Genomic DNA, 20,139 nt, shown 5'->3' with positions numbered 1-20,139 from the left:
GGAGTTGGAGCTACGGCCTGGCAGTTGGAGCTATGACCTGGGGCCTGGCGCCGATTTGCCGGTGATGGCCTGGATCACTGTTTTCTGGTGGAGCAGGCCGGTCACCGAGCCGCGGCTGTCGATGACCGCATACTCGTTCCCCTCGAGCCGCGCGAGGAACTGGACGAGTTCCTGTCCTTCGGCCCACTCGGGTACGTAGGCACCCACCGGAAGGGCGCGGGCGGTCGCGCTGACCGGCGTCGTGTCCGCTGCGGAATCGGGAACGGATTCGAGGGCGGCCGTGTCCACCACGGCTTCCGGCTGTCCGCTGGCTCCCGTCAGGACGATTGCCGGCGCCGGGGTCTCACGGACCATTCGCCGCGCCTGCGCCACTGTGGTGCCGGCGGCCGGCAGTCCTACCGCGGCCTGCTTCAGCCGGTTGGCGCTGATATCGGGCAGCCGGAGCCGCATCCTGGCGTTCTCGATCGAGGCGCTGGCACCCATCCAGAGGAAGGCGCCCATGACCACGGCCAGGATGATGAGTGTGAGATCCGGCTGCCGACCCTGCAGGAGGGGAATCCCGACGACGACGCCGAGCAGCACCACCACGAGAAGCCGTCCGGCCCAGCCGGCCGTAACGGTGCCCTTGTCCTGGCTGCCCGTTGCTTTCCATACGGCGGACTCAACCATCCGGCCGCCGTCGAGGGGAAGGCCCGGCAGCACATTGAAGATGGCGACCAGCAGGTTGGCCCAGACGAGGATCTCGGTGAGGAGGAATTCCACGGTGCGGGGTTCCAGGACGGTGAGGACACCCCACCCAAGGATCGCGAGGACGAAGTTCGCGGCGGGGCCGGCCAGCGCCACCACCACGGAGCGGCCCGGTGAGCTGGAGAAGTGTTCGAACTGGGTGTGGCCGCCCCACAGGTTGAGGACGATCTGCGCGGTGGGCCAGCCGAACGCACGCGCCGAAAGCGCGTGGGCGAGTTCGTGGATCAGGACGGAGGCCGCGAGGAGCAGCGCGTAGCCGAGCGCTACTGCGTAGGCCCCGGAACCGATCCCGGGAAACGTGTCCTCGACCCTGGGCCCGAACAGGATCACGATGACGGCCGTGATGGCGAACCATGACCAGGCGAGGATCACCGGGATTCCGGCGATCCTTCCGAGGGAGAGCCCGGGACTCCTGCCGGTCCTGGCCGTCCCCTTCCGGGTCGGGTCGCCACTCACCGGGACGCCTCTGCGGCGAAGGAGGCGGGTCGGAGCAGCGATTCGAGATCCCGGACGGTCCTGCCCTGCAGGGTCGGCCACTCGATGGAATGCGGGTTGTGCGGCAACGGGACGAAGTGCGGTACAGCGACCGTCACGACCCCCGCTGCGAGGGCCGATGTGACACCGGGCAGTGAATCCTCGATGGCCACGACACGCGACTTCTCAAGGCCGGGAATTCGATGCTCCAGGAGGTCGAAGGCATGCTGGTACGCCTCGGGATCCGGCTTCCCGCGGCCCACCATGTCGCCGGTGACCAGTTCCACGAACGTGCCGTCCGGAAGGTGGGAGGCTACCTCGGCGGCCAGCAGGCGTTCGGACATGGTCACCAGGATGCAGGGTACGCCCGTGGAGCGGAGCTCCTCGAGCAACTCGCGCGCGCCGGGCCGCCAGGGAACCTCGGCCCTGACCTGTCCGGCGACCTCCCGGATCAGGTGATCGATGATCTCCCGCACCGTCAGATCCACGCCGGCGGCCTGAAGCATTCCCGCCGAGAACTCGAGGGCCTGGCCCACCAGCTGTTCGGCCTGCCCGGTGCTCCAGGTTCCGGAATGCCGTTGAACGAGCTCCAACTCCGCTGCGATCCAGTACGGTTCGGTGTCCACGATGGTTCCGTCCATGTCCCACAGGACGGCCTGGAGGAGACCATCGTCCGGCGATGTGGGTCCTGGGGAAATCCCCGCGGCTGTGCTGGACGGAACAGGTGTAGGCATGGTTCCAAGTCTACGGCGGCTGTCCTGTGCGCAATGTATCCGGCCTTCGGCCCGGCCCGGCCCGTTGCGTCTGCTGTCGGCGAAGCGCCCGGGTAGCGACTGACAGCGGCGCGGACCGAGGTTTAGGGTGAACACGTGGACACCTTCGACGACAGCACCCCAGGCGGCGTACGGGATCTCTTCCAGGACGCCGCCCAGCCCGACAGGCGAATCACCATCATGCTCGCCGCCTTCGAGGGCTGGAACGACGCCGGTGAGGCCGCCAGTGACGCGCTCAAGTACATGGGCCGTTTCTGGGGCAGCGAGAAGATCTCGACCATCGACGCCGACGAGTTCTACGACTTCCAGTTCACTCGGCCCGTCATCAAACGCAACGGGTCGGGGCAGCGGCGAATCAAATGGCCCAATACGAAGATCAGCAAGGCGTCCGTACCGAACTCCAACCTGGACATCATCCTCGTTCACGGTGTGGAGCCCTCCTATAAGTGGCGCGCCTATACCGCGGAACTCGTGGCCTCGGCGAAGGAACTCAACGTCGACTGCATCGTCCTGGTGGGCGCGCTCCTGGCCGATGTCCCGCACACGCGCCCGATCCCCGTCACGGTGACCTCCGATGACGACCTCGTGAGGGAGAGCCTCGAGGTGGAACCGTCCACCTATGAGGGCCCCATCGGGATCGTCGGAGTGCTCGCCGAAATGGGGTTGCTCGCCGATATCCCGACGATGTCCCTGTGGGCCGCAGTGCCGCACTATGTGGGCCAGTCCCCGTCGCCCAAGGCCCAGCTGGCGCTGCTCAGCAAGCTGGAGGAAGTCCTGCAGGTGGGCGTCGAGACGCAGGCGTTGAACGAGGAATCGGAAGCCTGGGAACGCGGCGTGGATGAACTGGCAACCGAGGATCCCGAGGTGGCGGCGTATGTCCGGCAACTCGAGGAAGCCAAGGATACCGTCGACCTCCCGGAGGCAAGCGGAGAATCGATTGCGCGGGAGTTCGAGCGTTACCTCAAGAAGCGGCGCCGCGAATAGCAGCTGCGGGGGCAGCTGCGAAGGACGAAGCCGTCCGACACCCGCCATAACAGCCACCGCCGATCGACCCCGACATAGGAAGAAGCGGATCGGTGCAGGACTGCCGAACCCTCCCTCTATCCTGAGCTCCTCACGCAGCGATGTCGAAAAACTTTTCGACTACCGGCGCATCGGCGCCCTCCCCCACAGCGCCGCACGGCCCACCTCGACACCGGATTTTCCCGTCCCGCTCGGACCGCGCCACCACTATCCAAGCAGCACGAACGCAGACACACCAACTTGGACGCTACATCAAGGACGAGCAGCTGCTCATCAGCATCCGGACGATTCACCGGCGTCTATTCCTTGATGCAGATGACGGATCTGGGATGTCCTCCGACCGCTTCGGTCATGCCATGGGTCAGCGTCTCAAACCCAGGGAACCGTGCGTTGAAGGACTCCTCGAATTTGAGCTAATTCATGATGGAGGCGTTGAGGCCGGCAAGTAACTTGTTTCCGTCAACCTCGGTCCAACGGATTCGACGGCGTCTGCTCTTGTACCTCATGAGCGCCGGTTTCGAGGCAGTCGCACCGCCGCAGGCTATTCAGGATGTCCGTTCGATGATCTCCGCGCCTGCCTGCTCCGGCGAGGAAAAACCGGCCTCGCGGTAGTAGCCCTCGATATGAGCGACGACCAGTTCGGAGGCCAGGGAAGGGCTCGCCGTCCGGATCGCATCATAGATGCCATGGTGCTCCGACCGCAGCCGCGCGGCTGTAGCTGACCAATCCGGCAGGTTGCTGATCATGTCCAGGGTGTAATGGCCGATCGAATCTCGCAGCGATCCCATCATGGTGCTGATCAGGATGTTGCCCGCCGCTTGTGAGAGGGCAACGTGGAACTCGGCGTCGAGCTCAAGGAAGCGTTCCGCACTGATATCCGGTACGTCCATGGCTTCCAGAAGCGCGAGGGCTGAATCCAGTGAAGGCGATGAAAGCTTCGCGTGTTCGACTGCCCACGACTCAAGCAACACACGGGTTTGAACGATGTCTGCTGCGGGCAAGTGTGATGTCGCCAGATGCAGGCGCATTGCGGAGGTGAACGGCGCTGATGGATCCGCAGTGATGAGCGTTCCGGCGTCGGGCCCTGATCCAACGCCAGAACGAACCATGCCCATGGCTTCCAGCACCCGGATGGCCTCCCGGACAGAGGTCCGCGATACTTCCAACTGCTGCGCGATGGCGCGCTCCGCCGGCAACCGCTGACCAATTTCCAAGCGGCCCCCGGCAATTTCCCGCTCTACCCACTGAAGGACAATCTGGTGCGCTTTCATAGCGCCACACTACTTGATGTGGTCCAACCATTGCGGTAGCGTGTTCCACATCATCTTGTGGTCCAACCATAGAGCCGCATGAGGAAAGGACTCGAATGACCGAGCAGATCGCAACGGAAGAGCACCCCGAACCAGCCCAGGCGGGCGCAGTACCAAGGCCTTTGGCCTCCCCGGAGGCGAGCGACGGGCATCAGGAAGCGGCCAGCGCCGTACCGGATGCGCTGCGTCGCCGGATTCCCTCGGTGGCGGACCTCGGTCCACTCCTTCAATTCAAGGCACCGTCCTTTCCCACGGCCCGGAACCGGGTGGCCAAGGCCCAGACCATCGCGGATCTGCGCGCCATCGCCAAGCGACGCACCCCGAAAGCTCCGTTCGACTACACGGACGGCGGCGCGGAGGAAGAGATCACGCTGTCCCGGGCCCGTGAATCCTTCAGGAACATCGAGTTCCACCCGGGTGTGCTGCGGGATGTTTCCACGGTCGATACGACAACCCGGGTACTGGGCGCATCATCGGCGCTGCCGTTCGGCATTGCCCCCACCGGGTTCACCCGGATGATGCAGTCCGAAGGCGAATACGCCGGCTCGCAGGCGGCGCAGGCGGCCGGTATTCCCTTCACGCTCTCCACCATGGGCACCGCATCCATCGAGGACGTCGCGGCGGCAGCGCCGAACGGCCGGAACTGGTTCCAGCTCTACCTCTGGACGGACCGTGAGAGGTCGATCGAACTCGTGAATCGGGCCGCCGCAGCCGGCAACGACACACTGATGGTTACCGTCGACACCGCCGTTGCCGGAGCCCGCCTCCGGGATGTTCGGAACGGCATGACCATTCCGCCCGCACTGACGATCAAGACAGTTCTGGATGCTTCCTACCGGCCGGCATGGTGGATCAACTTCCTCACCCACGAACCGTTGAACTTCGCATCGCTCTCCCACTACTCGGGAACGGTCGCGGACCTGATCAACTCCATGTTCGACCCCACCCTCACTTACCAGGATCTGGACTGGCTCCGCGAGGTCTGGAAAGGAAAACTGGTCGTCAAGGGAATCCAGACGCTCGACGACGCCAAAAAGGCCGTCGATCACGGTGCCGATGGCATCGTCCTGTCCAACCACGGCGGGCGGCAACTGGACCGCGCGCCCATCCCGCTGCACCTTCTTCCCGAAGTCGCCGGGGAGCTGAAGGGCAAGACCGACATCATCCTTGACACCGGCATTATGAGCGGCGGAGATATTGTTGCCGCTCTGGCGCGCGGTGCCGACTTCACGCTCGTGGGACGGGCCTACCTCTACGGACTGATGGCCGGAGGGCGCCCCGGCGTCGACCGCATGATCGAGATCCTCGGGACGCAGGTGGCGCGCACCATGCAGCTGCTGGGAGTGAACAAGATCTCGGACCTGAACGAGGACCACGTCCGGTTCCTGTGAACCGCTGCTGTTGACCCTGGGCTTGCCCGCGATGGCCGCCGTGATGGTCGATCTGATCATTCAAAGCACGCCGGTTAGTTTCGGCGCCGTCGGAACCCCGATCATCGTCGGCGTCGGCGGCGGACTCGGGGGAGATCCGGCCGTCGACGATCGTATGGCGGAACTTGGCGTCACCTTCCCTGAGTTCATTGCGTCCATCGGCTTCGAAGTGGCCCTGATCCATGCCATTGTGGGCCTACTCATACCCCTCTTCCTGGTGTGCATGCTGACCGGGTTCTTCGGCCCGGAACGTCGCTTCCGCGATGGTTTGGCTATCTGGCCTTTTGCCCTCTACGTCTCGCTCACCATGACCGTCCCCTAGGTCCTGGTGGCGCGTTTCCTCGGCGGCATCATCGGCCTGCCCCTGGTCATGTTCACCTCCAGCCGCGGTTTCCTGATGCCCAAGGACACCTTCGATTTCGGCCCGAGGTCCGGCTGGAATGAGCGGTGGATGGGCAGCATCGAGCCCGCGGCCGCAACAGACATCTCAGCCAGAATGAGCATGGTTCGCGCCTGGATTCCCTACGTACTGATGGGAACCCTTGTTGGTAGCTACGCGGGTGGCGGCCCAAGCCGTCGGAGGTGCCGGCGGAAATCCCCTTGCCATCCACAATATCGTCGCGGCGTCCGCGACGGTGGGCTTGCTCGGGCGTGAAGGAGATCTCCTCCGCAAGACAATCATCATCACCACGTACTACTGCCTGGCCGCCGGCTCAATTGCGTATGTGTTCATCCACGGGCTAGGACTCAATCTGGGCAGGATCATGCTCGTGCTGTTGCTGGCGGCACTGGCGGCACTGGTCGGCTGGATGAAACGCCAGCGAACAGTTAGCACATTGGTGAAAGCCGAACGACTCTGAACCACGAACTGCACCCTCGAGCGTCATTCGACCGGCCCGCCCCACATCGACAACGGTTGCTGAACCGAAGTCAACGGAAGCAAACCACAGAGGCAATGACGCGATGTGATCGAGACCGACGGTCCGGGAGCAGGGTCAGCTCCCGGCCGGGAGCCCAACCAAACTGCTCGATGGGTGATGAAGCAAGCCCGGGCTTGGTCTGGGGCTGTGTGACGGCCACTGGATAAACCCATTCCGTTTGCACTTCTCACCGGCGACTACACCTGGCCCCGCGCCAACCAGATCAAACCCGGCAACTACAGGCCATCACGCCGCACCGAAAAACCCTAGCGTTGGATATTTCACTTTTTCACAAGCCGCCCCAGTCAAAGCCTGACGCCGAGCAGGGCGTCCAGGGCAGCGACGAGCTGGCCCTGCGCCTCCGGGTCGGCGACTTCCTCGTCCTGGGTCTGCCCGCCCGCACGCGCAGCCCATTCGTCCACTGCGGCGAGCGCACCCGGGGCGTCGAGATCCGCCGCCATGGCATTGCGGATGTCCATGACCACTTCCTTCACGTCCGTGGGCGTCGCGGCTGCCGATGCCGAGCGCCAGCGTCCCAGCCGCTCGACGGCCTGCTCGAGGACGGCATCGGTCCAGGACCAGTCCGTCCGATAGTGGAAATTCAGGATCGCCAGCCGGATGGCGGCAGGGTCGACGCCGTCGCGCCGCAGGGTGGAGACGAGCACCAGGTTGCCCCGGGATTTGCTCATCTTGCCGCCGTCGTACCCCACCATTCCGGCATGCGCATAGTGGCGCGAAAGTGGTTTACTGTTGCTCGCCCACGCGTGGCCGGCGCTCATCTCATGATGAGGGAAGACCAGGTCGGATCCGCCGCCCTGGACGGTGAACGGCGAGGGAAGGAACCGCTGGGCGATGACAGCGCACTCGATGTGCCAGCCGGGGCGTCCGCTGCCGAGCAACCCGCCGTCCCAGGCGGGCTCGCCCTGCCGGGCCTGGCGCCAGAGCAGCGGATCGAGTCGGTTGCGCTTGCCCGGCCGGTCAGGGTCACCGCCCCGCTCCGCCGAGAGCGGGAGCATCTGCTCCTCGGAGAGGTGGGACACCTGGCCCAGGAACCAGCGGTCGGCATCCTCCGGGGAGAGGGCGGCGACGGCGTCGAGGGAGAAGTAGATGTCGCCGTCGGGCTCTGTCGCGTCACCTTCGACTGCGTAGGCGAGGCCGCGGTGCACCAGTGATTCGACCACGGGGACGATCCAGTCGATGGACTCGACGGCGCCGATGTAGGAGTCGGGGGGCAGGACGTTCAGCGCGGCCATGTCCGTCCGGAACAGCTCGATCTGCTGCTCGGCGAGCTCCCTCCAGTCCACTCCGGTGGCGGTGGCCCGCTCGAGCAGGGGATCATCCACGTCGGTGACGTTCTGGACGTAGTTCACCGTGGAGCCGCTGTCCCGCCAGGTGCGGTTAAGTAGGTCGAAGGCCACGTAGGTGGACGCATGGCCCAGGTGCGTCGCATCGTAGGGCGTGATTCCGCAGACGTAGAGGCTCGGCCCCGGCTCCGCGGGAAGTTCCACTATTCTTCCCTGGGCGGTGTCGAACAGTTCGATCCTCGACTGGGTACCGGCAACATCAGGGACAGGGCTAAAGTTCCACGCAATCACTTCCCTAGCTTACGTCGGCGCGTCAGGCGTTGATGACGTTGAAGCCCAGCAGGGCGTAGAGCGCGAGCCCGAGGAGAACGCGGTACCAGACGAACACGCTGTAGCTGCGGGTCGAAACGAAGCGGAGGAACCAGCCGATGATGGCGAATCCCACCACGAAGGCGATCCCCGTGGCGAGCGCCGTCTCCCCCAGGCCGAAGGGACCGGGCGTGCCGACGCTCTTGGCGAGCTGGTAGAAGCCGCTGGCGAATACGGCGGGGATGGCGAGCAGGAACGAGTATCGCGCTGCCGCTTCCCTGGTGTAGCCCATCAGCAGTCCGGCGGTGATCGTTCCACCGGAGCGTGACACGCCGGGAATAAGGGCGAGCGCCTGCGCGAAGCCGTAGAGGATGCCGTGCCGGTAGGTGAGCTGGGTGAGGTCCCTGGTCTGCTTCCCCACAGCATCGGCGACGGCGAGGATCAAGCCGAACACGATCAGCATGGTCGCCACGATCCAGAGGCTGCGGAACGCTCCTTCGATCTGGTCCTGGAACAGCAATCCGAGCACGCCGATGGGGATGCTGCCGAGGATCACGAGCCACCCCATGCGCGCGTCCGGATCGTTTCGCGGCACAGATCCTCCAAGCGACCCGAACCACGCCTTGAGAATCCGCACGATGTCCCGCCAGAAGAAGACGACGACGGCCGCCTCGGTCCCCAATTGGGTGATCGCGGTGAAGGCGGCTCCCGGATCCTGGGCATTGGGAAGGAGCTCACCGACGATACGAAGGTGCGCGCTGGAGGAGATGGGCAGGAATTCAGTGAGCCCCTGGACAAATCCGAGGATGACAGCTTCGATCCAATTCACTCTTACGACCTTAGAGCAACCTTTTCCGCCCAGGCTTTAGGCTTGCACTATGCAACGGCGAAACGTGGGATCGAGCGGCCTGACCGTGTCGGCGCTTGGACTCGGCACCATGAACTGGGGCCGGGAGGTGGATGAGGAGGCCGCACGGGAGCAGTTGCGGCTCTTCACCGAAGCCGGGGGCACCCTGGTCGAATCGGCGGCCGGGTACGGCGAGGGCCAGGCGGAAGCGATGCTGGGCGGTTTCATCGGTGACACCGTGGCCCGTTCGGAAATAGTGCTGACCGTTCAGGGCGGTTCACCGCGGAGCGGTACCGGAAGCGTCGATACCTCGCGTCGGGGCCTGCTTGATTCACTCGACGCCTCGTTGACGCTGCTCGGTACCGATTCGGTCGACCTGTGGCTTGCCCCAGCCGGCGACACCCCCGTCCCGCTCCATGAAACGCTGAGCGCCCTTGAGCTTGCCTATACTTCCGGACGTGCACGATACGTCGGAGCCTCGAACCATTCGGGCTGGGAATTCGCGCGCCTTGCTGCGACGGCGGGCTTTCCGCTGGTTGCCAACGAGGTCGAGTACTCGCTGGTGAACCGCCGGGTGGAATCCGAGGCCGTTCCGGCCGCGGCGGCCTTCGATGCGGGGATCCTCGCCTGGGCGCCGCTGGGGCGGGGAGTGCTCACCGGGAAATACCGGGGACGCCTGCCGTCGGACTCGCGCGGCGCGTCCGAGGTATGGGCGCCCTATGTCGATTCCTACCTGACCGGCCGGCCGCAGCGGATCATCGAGGCCCTCTGCACAGCGTCAAAGGGTTTGGACCTGCAGCCCCACGAACTGGCACTGCGGTGGCTGCTTCACCGTCCGTGCGTCTCGTCGGTGATCCTGGGGGCAAGGACTTCCCACCAGCTGAAGGAACTCCTGCAGACGAACCTCAAGGCCATTCCGCAGCCAATCGCGGATGTCCTCGATGAAGTATCGGTCCCTACGGCGTAGCCCGCTCGCCGGAGGAGATGCGCTCGTCGTCGGACTCGTCGGACTCGTCGTCGGACTCGTCGTCGTCGTCCGACTCCTCGTAGATCTCCAGCGGGGTCACTTCGCCGTACGCGTCGTAAAGGACTTCCTCGTAGACTTCGAACGCATCGGCGATGGCCAGGTACGCGGCCTCGACGGCCGGATCGTCCTCCCGCCGCCGTGATGCTGACGCCGCGAGATGCTCTTCGAGTGCTGTGACGAGGGTCTGGAGCGCGACACGCGGATCTATGCTCATGCACTAGACGTTATAGGTAAAGTGATCAGAATTGGAGGGATATGAGAGAACAATTTCTGAATTCCACTACGGTCCGCCGGCGCGATTTCGGCCGCCAGTATGAGTACCTCGTGGTGACGATCAATCCCGGCGAGCCGTTGCCGTCCACGCGCAAACTGATCACCGAGCACGCCGAATACGGCAAGTGGGAACTCGAGCGCAGCTGCATCTACACCAGCGGGAGCAGGCGCTTCTGGCTGAGGCGAAAAGTGCTCCGGGTCGAACGCACCCTGGACCCTCAGTAAACCGTCAGTACGTGGTCAGCAGGCGCGTGAGCACCTTCGCGCCGAAACGCAGCGAGTCGGCGGGCACGCGTTCGTCAACACCGTGGAACATGCCCGTGAAGTCCAGCTCGTCAGGCAGCTGCAGCGGCGCAAAACCGTAACCGGTGATGCCGAGCCGGCTCAGGGACTTGTTGTCGGTACCGCCCGACAGTGTATAGGGAAGGACCTTCGCGCCCGGATCCTGACTGTGCAGGGCGTCGATCATCGAGTCCACCAGGTTGCCGGAGAAGGGCACCTCGAGGGAGACGTCCTTGTGCGCGTAGGAAACGTCCACTCCTTCCCCTGCCAGTGAGCGCACGATCTCGAGGACCTGATCCTGCTGGCCGGGGAGGGTCCGAACGTCCACCAGGGCCTCCGCGGTGCCCGGAATCACGTTGTGCTTGTAGCCGCTCTTGAGCATCGTGGGATTCGAGGTGTTCTGCAGGGTCGCACCGACGAAGCGCGCTACCGTGCCGAGTTCGGCGAGCAGGACGTCGGGGTTGTCGGGATCGAATTCGACGCCGGTGAGTTCGGTGACGCCGTCGAGGAACTGGCGCGTGGTGGGAGTCAGCTCGATGGGCCAGGAGTAGTCGCCGACCCTGGCGACAGCCCGGGCAAGGCGTGTCACTGCATTGTCGGTATTGATCTGGGAGCCGTGTCCTGCCCTGCCGTGAGCCACCAGCCGAAGCCAGGAGATACCCTTTTCCGCCGTCTGCAGGAGATAGGTGCGCTGGCCTCCGATGGTGGAGGAGAACCCGCCCACCTCCGAGATCGCTTCGGTGGCACCTTCGAAGAGCTCCGGCTTGTTGTCCACCAGCCAGGATGCGCCGTAGCTGCCTCCGGCCTCCTCGTCGGCGAAGAAACCGAAAATGAGGTCTCGTTTGGGCTTGATGCCGCTCCGCTTCATGGAACGGAGGACCGAAAGAATCATGGCGTCCATGTCCTTCATGTCCACGGCGCCGCGGCCCCAGATGAGGCCGTCCTTCTCCTCGCCGCCGAAGGGGTCCACCGACCAGTCCTCCTTCTGGGCGGGCACGACATCCAGGTGTCCGTGCACCACCAGTGCGGGCAGGGATGAGTCGCTGCCTTCCATGCGGGCAAGGACGGATGCCCGCCCGGGAGCCGCCTCGAAGATCTGTGTCGCGAGGCCTACCTCCTCGATGAGCGCGGCGGTGTATTCGGCCGCAGCCCGTTCCCCCGGCCCCACGTTGTCGCCGAAGTTCGAGGTATCGATCCGGATGAGTTCCTGGCAGATTCGTACAACTTCGTCCTCGGGCATAATGCTCATGCTGCGTCCTCCTGGCTTTTGGGTGCCCGCCCAGCCTACCGAGTCACCGTCTCGCGGTTGTGCTTTTGAGAACGCGTCCCCTGTTCGGGTTGCCGTCGGAACTCCACGATTCAAACCTCAGGGCTAACTCGTGTTAGAGTTTTTCTCGTTGCTTTCGACGGTTTCTGACCGCGAAACCACCACCTGCGCGGGTGGCGGAATGGCAGACGCGCTAGCTTGAGGTGCTAGTCCTCTAACGAGGGTGGGGGTTCAAGTCCCCCTCCGCGCACAATGAAAACCCCGGTTCGCCGGGGTTTTTTTGTGTCTCCGAGCAGGCGCCGGGACGTCGTCAACCACGCGAACCCGGATTTCCGACAGCTGCCGGCGCTCGATACGCCTGGCCACAGTTCCACTAGAACAGTGGCCAGGGCACCGCCGGCATCGCCCCGCGCGGCGCCGGAAACCGCCCCGCGACGCGCAACCGGGTGCAGCGTGCGGCGAGCGACCTGATTTCTTCAGCGCTGAGCAGGTCCGCCAGGTCGCGGCCCAGCTCACCGTGCAGTCCTGCGCTGACACGATCGATGCCGTCGAGTTCGTCGGTGGTCAGCTCGTCCCCCAGCCACCCCCACAGGACCGTGCGCAGCTTGTGCTCACTGTGGAAGGTGAGACCATGATCCACGCCGTGCCGGCGTCCGTCGGCCATCGCAAGAATGTGGTCGCCTTTGCGGTCGGCGTTGTTGACGACCACGTCGAACACAGCCATGCGTCTCAGCGCCGGCGAGTTTTCGTGGATGAGGGCGACCAGCAGGTCGTTTTCGTCTTGACCCTCGAGGACGTGTTTCCAGCCGGTCTCGGCCACGCGGTCAGACGGAACCAGGTCCACGGGATTCTGGGCGGCATCCTGCTCCTGCCAGAGCTGCACCATCCCTTCACCCATCGGACCATCCCGCAGCCAGGTGTGCGGCACGACGTTCCAGCCGAAGGCTTGCGAGACCAGGTAGGCGGCCACCTCCCGATGGGCCAGGGTGCCGTTGGGAAAATCCCACAGCGGATGCTCCCCCGCTATCGGCTTGTACACGACCACCGCGCCGCCGATGCTGCCCAGGAATGTGGCGTTTGAAGCCGTCGTGATGCGGCCGGTGAGCATCAGTTCAGCGGTCTCGAGGTCGGGCACGGGCATCAAATCTCAGGAAGTGTGCAGATGTGCCCGTCAGCGTCAAGGGGGTAACCGCAGAGCGAGCACGTCGGGCGCCCGGCGTCCACGACCTCACGGGTGCGCTTGGCGAATGCGCGGGCAGTACCCACCGGCATCCGCACCAGCAGCATCTCGGGCACGTCGAGGTCATCCTCATCAAGCGATCCGTCGTTGTCCTCAGCATCGACGTCGGTGAGCGGGTAGGCCTCGATCACGACCTGCGCCGTCGTCGGGTCCCAACCCAGAGTCATGGCGCCGGTTCGAAACTGCTCCTGAACGGCCTCGAGCTGGTCATTGTCGACAAGTTCGATGGGAGTGCTCGTGGGGATGCTGAAGGGGTTGCCCTCAAGGGTAATGAGCTGGTCGAGAATCTCGTCGATCTTCTCGGCGAGCTGGGCCGACTGCTGCTTCTCCAGGGCAATACTCACGATCTGCTTCCCCGAGCGCACCTGCAGGTAGAACGTGCGCGCCCCCGGATGGCCGATGGTGCCGACGACGACCCGGTCAGGCCAGGCGAACTCGTGAACAGTCTTAGGCATATGGCTATTTTAGGCTCATGGAGTTCGTGGCGCCTTATGACCTGCACCACCGCCCACCGGCGCATCGTCAGAGTGGACGCTGTTCGCCAACCAGGATAGATCCCCCGCGTCGGTATTGGTCGAGTAGACGCTCGGCCGACTCGTGCCATAGCGCACGATCGACACGGAGGCCGGGCCCACATTGATGCGCTGGAACAGGTCGAGGTGCATTCCGAGCGCATCGGCGAGGATCGACTTGATAATGTCACCGTGGCTCACGGCAACCCACACGGCCCCCGGCCCGTACTCCGCCTCGAAGGTTGCATCGTGTCGCCGAATCGCCGCCACCGACCGAGCCTGCATCGCGGCCATGGCTTCACCGCCGGGAAAAATGACGGAGGACGGTTGGGACTGCACCACCGACCACAGATCCTCGCTCGCGAGATCACTGAGCGTGCGGCCCTGCCACTGGCCGTAGTCGCACTCGGTCAGACAGGCATCGAGATTGATATCGACCGGCGCCTGCGTGGTGCCGGCCTGACGATCGAGGATGAGCTGGGCGGTCTCCTGACAACGCTCGAGGGGGCTCGACACCACTCCGACGACGGGCACGACGGCGAGCCGGTCACCGGTCTTGGCCGCTTGGTCGCGCCCGATCTGGTCCAGGCTGACGCCGGCGGCCCGCCCGGCCAGCAGTCCGCTGGCGTTCGCTGTGGTGCGGCCATGCCGTATCAGAATCACTGTAGCCATCGACCCAGCCTAGCCATGCGCTCGACGGCGGTGAAACCGACCGGTAGTCGGCGAGCGCCCGGCACGACGTCGTGGGCTGGCTGACTTCGTGCGCCGCACCGAATCAAGGTATCGGGTACATGGGGTGATGTGACCCGTCATCGAAGCCGCTGCGAAATCCAGGCGCCATCCGGATAAGTCAACGGCCACCGTTTTTCAACTCTCCACTGTGTCGGAGCGCGTGTTCGACAGCCTCAGCGAACGTCATCCGGCCGGCATCTGGAACCTTCAGAAGGCGGCGACGACTTCCACTGCGCCGTACCTCTTGCTCACCTCGGTGAACGGAACGGCCGAGGTCAGAATGCCGTAGGTCCCCGGGGCCGCGGAGGCCGGGACGTCGAGCCAGGCGAGGTAGTGACCGTCGGCATCGACGGTCACGAAGGTCTCTGCCACCAACACGTCCGTATTGGCAGGGCCGAAGGAAACCTGCAGCTGCTCTCCCGGGACATACCCGGATCCAGTGACCTTCCAGGACCGCCCCGCGATCCAGATGGACCACTCCGCCGTCACTGGAGCACTGAATGCGACGGACGGGGAGCTGCCCGGGTAAGGGGACGTGTCGGACGGCAGGTGAGGATCACCAGGTGCCGGGACCGACGGCGCGGCTGCCGGCGGTTCCTGGACCTCCGCAGGGGCCGGGGAAGGTTCACTCGATTCGGCTGATGGCTCGACCTCGAGCGGCGTGGGCTCGACCTCGAGCGGCGTGGGCTCAGCCGAAGGTGCGGCCGGGAGCTCAACCGGCGGCGTGACGGAAGGCGCAGCAGAACGTTCCGATGGCTCGGTGCTCGCCTCGGCGGACGCGGCACCGGTGGAGGTTCTGTCGCCGGCGTTCTCAGCCGTGGCACAACCGCCAAGGAGCAGTGCGCTGACGGAAAGGGCCACAAGGAGTCGCTTGTTCAATGGATCGACCTGTTCTGCTTTGGGGCTGAAGTGAATTCTGAGCCTGATGATGAAGTGCACTCTACAACCATCCGAAGTCCACCCGATCAGCTTTTCGATCACGGTCCTGCAACATCACGCCGCCGTCCCGGAATCCTTGAAACCGACTGAACATGCGAGTAGGTGCTGGCCACGCGGGTCAGCCGGGCGCGCTGGGTCGCCACATCCCTGCTCGTCTCCGCCCTTTCCGCTACGGCGATGCTCGTGCTGAGCGGACTGGGATTTGGGCTGGGGTTCCTCAGTGCTACGCAGGACGCGTCGATGGTCGGTGAGTTCGCCGTCGCCGGCCTGGCACTCCTTCCGCTGGTCCTGTGTGTCGTCGGTGCCGCAATTCTGGCGTACGGGCGCGCCACCGGCACCTGGTGGGTCTGGGTCCTCCTGGTGGCCTCAATGCCCGTGGGCCTCTATGGTCCGTTGCTGAACCTGCCCGGCGCCCTGCTCGATGCCGAGCCCTTCGGCCTGGTGCCGGCTGTCCCCGGCGAGGAGCTTTCGCCCGCACCGCTGGCCTGGATGTCCGGGGTCGCGCTTGCCCTGCTCGCTCTGGGAGCGACGGCTTTCCGGAAACGTGATCTTGCGGCATGACGGGATCGGATAGCCGTCCCGGCCTTCGAGGGGTAGAACATACTCATGACCACAACACCGCTGGTGCTCGGGCCCATGCTGCGGTACGTCGACGACACGTCGGCGAGCATCTGGGTGGAGACCGGAGAAGCCGCCACCGTCGTCGTCCGTACCGGCCACGGGGCTTGGTCGGCACACACGTTCGCCGTCCACGGCCACCACTACTCGCTCGTCGAAGTGACCGGGCTGCAGCCGGGTAGCGTGACCGAGTACACCGTCGAGATCGACGGCCGCCAGGTCTGGCCGGACCGGAGCGCGGACGCCGAGCCGGACTTCCCGGCGTCGGTCATTGCCACGCTCACCCCGGGCGAGCCCCTGCGGCTGGCCTTCGGCTCCTGCCGCACCAGCATCCCCCATAGCAAGGCCGGCAACCGGACGCACGGCGTCGACGCGATGCGCGCCTACGCGCTTTCCATGGCGGAGGACACCTCGTTCCCGAGGCCTGACCTGATCCTGTTCCTCGGCGACCAGGTCTACGCCGATTCCACCAGCGAGGAGATGCAGCAGTTCATCACTGCGCGCAGGGACATCCGGGAGGATCCGGGGGCGGAACTCAAGGATTACGAGGAGTATGCCCACCTGTACAACCTCGCGTGGTCGGACGCCGCGAACCGCTGGCTGTTGTCCACCCTCCCCAGCGCCATGATCTTCGACGACCATGACATCCGCGACGACTGGAATGCCTCCATGAGCTGGAAGCAGGAGATGGAGGCCACCTCCTGGTGGCAGGGCCGGATCGTCGCGGGTCTGGCGTCCTACTGGGTCTACCAGCACCTCGGCAATCTGTCACCGGAGCGGCGCGCCGAGGATGAGATCTGGCAGCGGATCATCAACCACCATGACGACGACGAACTGGACCTGAGCGCGGAGCTCGACGCCTTCGCCGACCGCGCCGACAAGGACCCGGCAAGCTACCGGTGGAGCTATTCCCGCGACTTCGATGACACCCGCCTGATCGTGGTGGATTCCCGCGTAGCCCGCGTCCTGACCCCCGATGCACGCGCCCTGCTGAACAGCGGGGAGACAGCGTGGCTCGACAGCAGGATGGTGGGCGGCTTCCGCCACCTGCTGGTGGGAACCTCACTGCCGTTCCTGCTGCCCCTCGGGCTTCACCACATCGAGTCCTGGGACGAGGCACTCGCGCAGGGTGCCTGGGGGAAGGCGGGCGCACTCCTGGGAGAGAAGTTGCGGCAGGGCATGGATCTTGAGCACTGGGCAGCCTTCCAGAACAGCTTCCGGGCCGTGGCGCTGATGGCCACGGAGGTGGCGGACGGCAAGCGTGGCCCGGCGCCCGAGACGGTGACCTTCCTCTCGGGAGACGTGCATTTCTCGTACGTCGCCGAAGTGGAGCGCACTTCGGGCAGCCGCATCCTCCAGGCGGTCTGCTCCCCCATCCGCAACCCGCTCCCCCGGCTTCTGCGCTCTTCCACCGCCATCCTTTCCTACGGGTTCGCCGCTCCGGTGGGAGCGCTCGTGGCCCGCTCCGTCAAGGTCCCCGACCCACTGTTCCGCTGGCGGAACATCCGGGGACCATGGTTCGACAACAACCTGGCCGGGCTCGAAGGCGGGCCGGAAGGCCTCCGGTTGTGGTGGCAGACGGGAACCGTGCACGACGGCGACCACCTCCACCCGCGGCTCGAAGAAGTGGCAGCGATGACGGTGCCGCCGCGTGGGACGAGGAAGGATGTGCCGGGAGGGGAAGTGGCGCCGGAGGCGGCCCTCCCGGATCGCAGGACTGCATGGGCGCGGAGAGGAAGGCGACAATAGGAATCATGCGCCTTCCCGTGATGCCGCCCGTTGCCCCGATGCTGGCAAAATCCGTGCCCCGAATTCCCGAAGGTCCACTCAGCTATGAACCGAAATGGGACGGGTTCCGCGCAATCATCTTCCGGGACGGCGCTGAGCTGGAGATAGGTTCCCGCAACGGCAAACCTCTGACGCGCTACTTTCCCGAGCTCGTCGCTGCGCTGACCCACAATCTGCCCGACCGCTGTGTGCTCGACGGCGAGATCGTGCTTCCGGTCGGCGGGCGGCTCGAGTTCGAAGTGCTGCAACAGCGGATCCACCCGGCAGCCAGCCGGATCGCGCTCCTGGCCGAGGAGACCCCGGCGAGTTTCGTCGCCTTCGACCTCCTCGCCCGCGGTGGAGAGGATCACACCGGGCTGCCGTTCGCCGAGCGCCGGCGGCTTCTCGAGGAAACGCTGGTCGGCGCGCGGCCGCCGGTTTACCTCACACCCGCCACGGAAGATTCTGTGGTGGCCGCACAGTGGTTCGAGCAGTTCGAAGGTGCCGGCCTGGACGGGATCATCGCGAAGCCGCTCGGGGGCACCTACCAACCCAACAAACGGTCCATGTTCAAGATCAAGCACGAGAGGACGGCCGACTGCGTGGTCGCCGGCTACCGCACGCACAAGAACGACGACGAAAGTATCGGTTCCCTTCTGCTCGGGTTGTACACGGACGAGGGCGAACTGGCAGCCGTGGGAGTCGTCAGCGCCTTTCCGGCAGCGCGTCGGAAGGAGCTGTTCCTTGAGCTGCAACCGTTGATCACTTCTCCCGATGACCATCCATGGTCATCGGCCAGGGAATCCGACGGAACCCGCACGCCGCGCACCGCCGAGGGCAGCCGCTGGTCCGGTGGCAGGGACCTCACCTTCACCCCATTGCGGCCGGAGCGTGTCATCGAGGTCCGGTACGACCACCTGGAAGGCGAGCGTTTCCGCCACACCACCCAGTTCAGCCGCTTCAGGCCCGACCGTGACCCCGGGTCCTGCACCTACGCGCAGCTCGAGGAGGCAGTCGCCTTCGACCTCACGGAATTCCTGATGAATCGGCCCGAGCAGACCGGGGCCGGAACCGTTCAGGACGAGAGCGACACCGCACTATAAGGACACCGCACTATATCGACACCGCGTGATGAAGGAGACCAGCCGCCCCGAGGACGCTTGTACCGATCATGCACGCGAAAAGGCCCAGCCAGACGACGGCGGGAACGCCGCTGCGCTGGGCGAGGAGGTAGGCGTCCGAGGACGCGAGTTCCGAGCGCCTGCGGGTGTGGACCAGTGCCACCTTGAACCAGTCACGGACGGCTCCGACGAGGAGCGCAACGCCCGTCGCCAGCGTCGCGTAGGCGGTCACCGACGGGCTGGTATACCAGACGAGCGCTGTGGACAAGCCCACGAGCAACCCGGCGACCACGAATCCCTGGAGGTTGCGAATGAGGAACACCAGGGCAAGGAGGACCAGCGCGCTGATGGACAGCGCAATCGACGCGGCCCCTGAGACCGCAGCGCCCACGAGGCAGGTGCCGACGAGAGCCGGCACCGGATAGCCCCAGAACGCCGTCCAGACCGCGCGCCAGCCGCCCCTCCCCCGCGTCATGGTGACGCCCGAGTGGTTGAACCGCAGCTCGATTCCGCTCACTCGCTGCAGCGAGACCAGGGCGGCGACCGCGTGCCCGAGCTCATGGACGGTGGTCACGAACAAGCCGAAATAACGCCACGTCACCGCAGGCAGTGACAGTACGACGGCGGCGGTCAGAATTCCGGCGAGCTGGAGCCCGCCGATGGCTGGCGCGGGAACCATCGAGAACCCTGCCACGATGAGGCTCCACCAGACGGAGGCGAACTCGCTCATGAGCGCTGCAGGATCCGGGAATGCTGAGGAGCTAATGCTTCCGCATCCTCTCAGCGATGCTGCTCACGCCGCGCAAGGTCTCCTCGAAGGAGGTGGACAGCGGAGAAAGTCCCAGGCGGATCCCCGAGGGGTTCCGGTAATCAGGAATCACTCCGGCAGCCCACAGCTCGGGCACCATGGCCGCGAACCGTGGATGGTCGATGGTGATGTGCCCGCCGCGTTCGTGGGCTGCTCGGGGAGACGCCACCACCACGCCGTCGTCCCCGAGCAGTTCATCCACCGCGCGGACGGCGAAGTCCGTCAATGCCATCGACTTCGCCCGGACCTGTGCCATCCCCGCCTCCGCGATCAGCTCCAGCATGTCCTGCAGGGCGAGCATGCCTACGATCGGTGGGGTTCCCGAGACGATCCGCCGGATCCCCTGCGCGGGTTCGTAGGAGCCGCCCATGGCGAAGGGGTCGGCGCTGCCGAGCCAGCCCTGGATGGGCTGGCGG

General features: G+C 65.2%; 22 protein-coding genes and 1 tRNA gene. 10 read left to right on the top strand and 13 right to left on the bottom strand.

All coding sequences use genetic code 11. The features are described from left to right. Positions 1-30 precede the first annotated feature (30 nt). Together Y705_RS0114745 and Y705_RS20370 are read right to left on the bottom strand one after the other, a co-directional pair. Positions 31-1,203, bottom strand: coding sequence for a site-2 protease family protein (locus Y705_RS0114745; RefSeq protein WP_026533411.1), 1,173 nt, complete (start codon positions 1,201-1,203; stop codon positions 31-33). Continuing rightward, a complete protein-coding gene (locus Y705_RS20370) occupies positions 1,200-1,955 on the bottom strand; it encodes an HAD family hydrolase (RefSeq protein WP_081738088.1) in 756 nt (251 codons plus the stop codon). Before Y705_RS20370 ends, Y705_RS0114745 begins: the two co-directional genes overlap by 4 nt. Before the next feature lie 135 nt (positions 1,956-2,090). On the opposite strand from Y705_RS20370, the gene Y705_RS0114735 reads away from it, so the two are divergent. Then, a complete protein-coding gene (locus Y705_RS0114735; protein ID WP_026533410.1) occupies positions 2,091-2,978 on the top strand; it encodes a PAC2 family protein in 888 nt (295 codons plus the stop codon). Positions 2,979-3,562: 584 nt separating this feature from the next. Here Y705_RS0114735 and Y705_RS20365 read toward each other — a convergent pair. Further along, positions 3,563-4,288: a FadR/GntR family transcriptional regulator gene (locus Y705_RS20365; RefSeq protein ID WP_049822836.1), complete on the bottom strand. Its 726-nt coding sequence runs from the start codon at positions 4,286-4,288 to the stop codon at positions 3,563-3,565. A gap of 95 nt (positions 4,289-4,383) precedes the next feature. Between Y705_RS20365 and Y705_RS0114725 the strand changes: the two genes are divergently transcribed. The 3 genes from Y705_RS0114725 to Y705_RS23295 all read left to right on the top strand — a co-directional run bounded on the left by Y705_RS0114725 (position 4,384) and on the right by Y705_RS23295 (position 6,617). Further along, the gene (locus Y705_RS0114725; RefSeq protein ID WP_026533409.1) at positions 4,384-5,718 is read left to right on the top strand and encodes an alpha-hydroxy acid oxidase; all 1,335 of its coding nucleotides are present in this window, start codon (positions 4,384-4,386) and stop codon (positions 5,716-5,718) included. A 10-nt stretch (positions 5,719-5,728) separates the two neighbouring features. Beyond that, positions 5,729-6,079, top strand: a complete 351-nt coding sequence (locus Y705_RS23300) for an L-lactate permease (protein WP_253908645.1) — start codon at positions 5,729-5,731, stop codon at positions 6,077-6,079. Positions 6,080-6,317: 238 nt separating this feature from the next. Further along, entirely contained in the window at positions 6,318-6,617 is a 300-nt protein-coding gene (locus tag Y705_RS23295) for an L-lactate permease (RefSeq protein WP_026533406.1), read from the top strand. A 365-nt stretch (positions 6,618-6,982) separates the two neighbouring features. Here Y705_RS23295 and mshC read toward each other — a convergent pair whose 3' ends face one another. Beyond that, entirely contained in the window at positions 6,983-8,272 is a 1,290-nt protein-coding gene (gene mshC / locus Y705_RS0114705) for a cysteine--1-D-myo-inosityl 2-amino-2-deoxy-alpha-D-glucopyranoside ligase (RefSeq protein ID WP_026533405.1), read from the bottom strand. Positions 8,273-8,294: 22 nt separating this feature from the next. Beyond that, the gene (locus Y705_RS0114700; protein WP_026533404.1) at positions 8,295-9,119 is read right to left on the bottom strand and encodes an undecaprenyl-diphosphate phosphatase; all 825 of its coding nucleotides are present in this window, start codon (positions 9,117-9,119) and stop codon (positions 8,295-8,297) included. Positions 9,120-9,168: 49 nt separating this feature from the next. Here Y705_RS0114700 and Y705_RS0114695 point away from each other — a divergent pair, with 49 nt between their 5' ends. Continuing rightward, the gene (locus tag Y705_RS0114695) at positions 9,169-10,104 is read left to right on the top strand and encodes an aldo/keto reductase (protein ID WP_026533403.1); all 936 of its coding nucleotides are present in this window, start codon (positions 9,169-9,171) and stop codon (positions 10,102-10,104) included. Here Y705_RS0114695 and Y705_RS0114690 read toward each other — a convergent pair. Continuing rightward, positions 10,094-10,378 carry a hypothetical protein gene (locus Y705_RS0114690; RefSeq protein WP_026533402.1) on the bottom strand — a complete coding sequence of 95 codons (285 nt, stop codon included), beginning with the start codon at positions 10,376-10,378 and terminating at the stop codon, positions 10,094-10,096. The genes Y705_RS0114695 and Y705_RS0114690 overlap by 11 nt on opposite strands. 41 nt (positions 10,379-10,419) lie before the next feature. Here Y705_RS0114690 and Y705_RS0114685 point away from each other — a divergent pair, with 41 nt between their 5' ends. Then, positions 10,420-10,662 carry a DUF5703 family protein gene (locus Y705_RS0114685; RefSeq protein ID WP_026533401.1) on the top strand — a complete coding sequence of 81 codons (243 nt, stop codon included), beginning with the start codon at positions 10,420-10,422 and terminating at the stop codon, positions 10,660-10,662. A gap of 4 nt (positions 10,663-10,666) precedes the next feature. On the opposite strand, the gene Y705_RS0114680 is transcribed toward Y705_RS0114685, so the two are convergent. Next, positions 10,667-11,968 (bottom strand): M20/M25/M40 family metallo-hydrolase, encoded by a 1,302-nt coding sequence (locus tag Y705_RS0114680; protein ID WP_026533400.1) that lies wholly within the window; start codon positions 11,966-11,968, stop codon positions 10,667-10,669. Between the two features lie 185 nt (positions 11,969-12,153). Between Y705_RS0114680 and Y705_RS0114675 the strand changes: the two genes are divergently transcribed. Then, a tRNA-Leu gene (locus tag Y705_RS0114675) sits at positions 12,154-12,236 on the top strand. Between the two features lie 123 nt (positions 12,237-12,359). Here Y705_RS0114675 and Y705_RS0114670 read toward each other — a convergent pair. The 4 genes from Y705_RS0114670 to Y705_RS22785 form a co-directional block, all read right to left on the bottom strand. After that, a complete protein-coding gene (locus Y705_RS0114670; RefSeq protein WP_026533399.1) occupies positions 12,360-13,127 on the bottom strand; it encodes an SCO1664 family protein in 768 nt (255 codons plus the stop codon). Next, positions 13,127-13,681 (bottom strand): DUF3090 domain-containing protein, encoded by a 555-nt coding sequence (locus tag Y705_RS0114665; protein ID WP_026533398.1) that lies wholly within the window; start codon positions 13,679-13,681, stop codon positions 13,127-13,129. The genes Y705_RS0114670 and Y705_RS0114665 overlap by 1 nt, the downstream gene beginning before the upstream one ends. 15 nt (positions 13,682-13,696) lie before the next feature. Beyond that, positions 13,697-14,410 (bottom strand): MSMEG_4193 family putative phosphomutase, encoded by a 714-nt coding sequence (locus tag Y705_RS0114660; protein ID WP_026533397.1) that lies wholly within the window; start codon positions 14,408-14,410, stop codon positions 13,697-13,699. Positions 14,411-14,677: 267 nt separating this feature from the next. After that, a complete protein-coding gene (locus tag Y705_RS22785) occupies positions 14,678-14,959 on the bottom strand; it encodes a hypothetical protein (protein WP_216698812.1) in 282 nt (93 codons plus the stop codon). A 552-nt stretch (positions 14,960-15,511) separates the two neighbouring features. On the opposite strand from Y705_RS22785, the gene Y705_RS0114650 reads away from it, so the two are divergent. Genes Y705_RS0114650 through Y705_RS20355 form a run of 3 tightly spaced genes read left to right on the top strand, consistent with a single transcriptional unit; the run spans position 15,512 to position 18,897 of the window. After that, on the top strand, positions 15,512-15,970 hold the full coding sequence (locus Y705_RS0114650; RefSeq protein WP_026533395.1) for a hypothetical protein: 459 nt from the start codon (positions 15,512-15,514) through the stop codon (positions 15,968-15,970). Between the two features lie 45 nt (positions 15,971-16,015). After that, on the top strand, positions 16,016-17,776 hold the full coding sequence (locus Y705_RS20360; RefSeq protein ID WP_081738087.1) for an alkaline phosphatase D family protein: 1,761 nt from the start codon (positions 16,016-16,018) through the stop codon (positions 17,774-17,776). Positions 17,777-17,781: 5 nt separating this feature from the next. After that, entirely contained in the window at positions 17,782-18,897 is a 1,116-nt protein-coding gene (locus tag Y705_RS20355) for an ATP-dependent DNA ligase (RefSeq protein WP_049822835.1), read from the top strand. A gap of 10 nt (positions 18,898-18,907) precedes the next feature. On the opposite strand, the gene Y705_RS20350 is transcribed toward Y705_RS20355, so the two are convergent. Both Y705_RS20350 and Y705_RS20345 read right to left on the bottom strand, forming a co-directional pair. Beyond that, positions 18,908-19,645 carry a M50 family metallopeptidase gene (locus Y705_RS20350; protein WP_049822834.1) on the bottom strand — a complete coding sequence of 246 codons (738 nt, stop codon included), beginning with the start codon at positions 19,643-19,645 and terminating at the stop codon, positions 18,908-18,910. Between the two features lie 31 nt (positions 19,646-19,676). Further along, on the bottom strand, positions 19,677-20,139 hold a 463-nt coding region (locus tag Y705_RS20345), incomplete at its 5' end, for an aminotransferase class V-fold PLP-dependent enzyme (protein ID WP_155850102.1).

Source organism: Arthrobacter sp. H41 (assembly GCF_000520535.1).
GTDB lineage: Bacteria > Actinomycetota > Actinomycetes > Actinomycetales > Micrococcaceae > Arthrobacter_D.
Note: the sequence above shows the minus strand (reverse complement) of the source record. Positions and strands in the feature narration are given on the sequence as shown.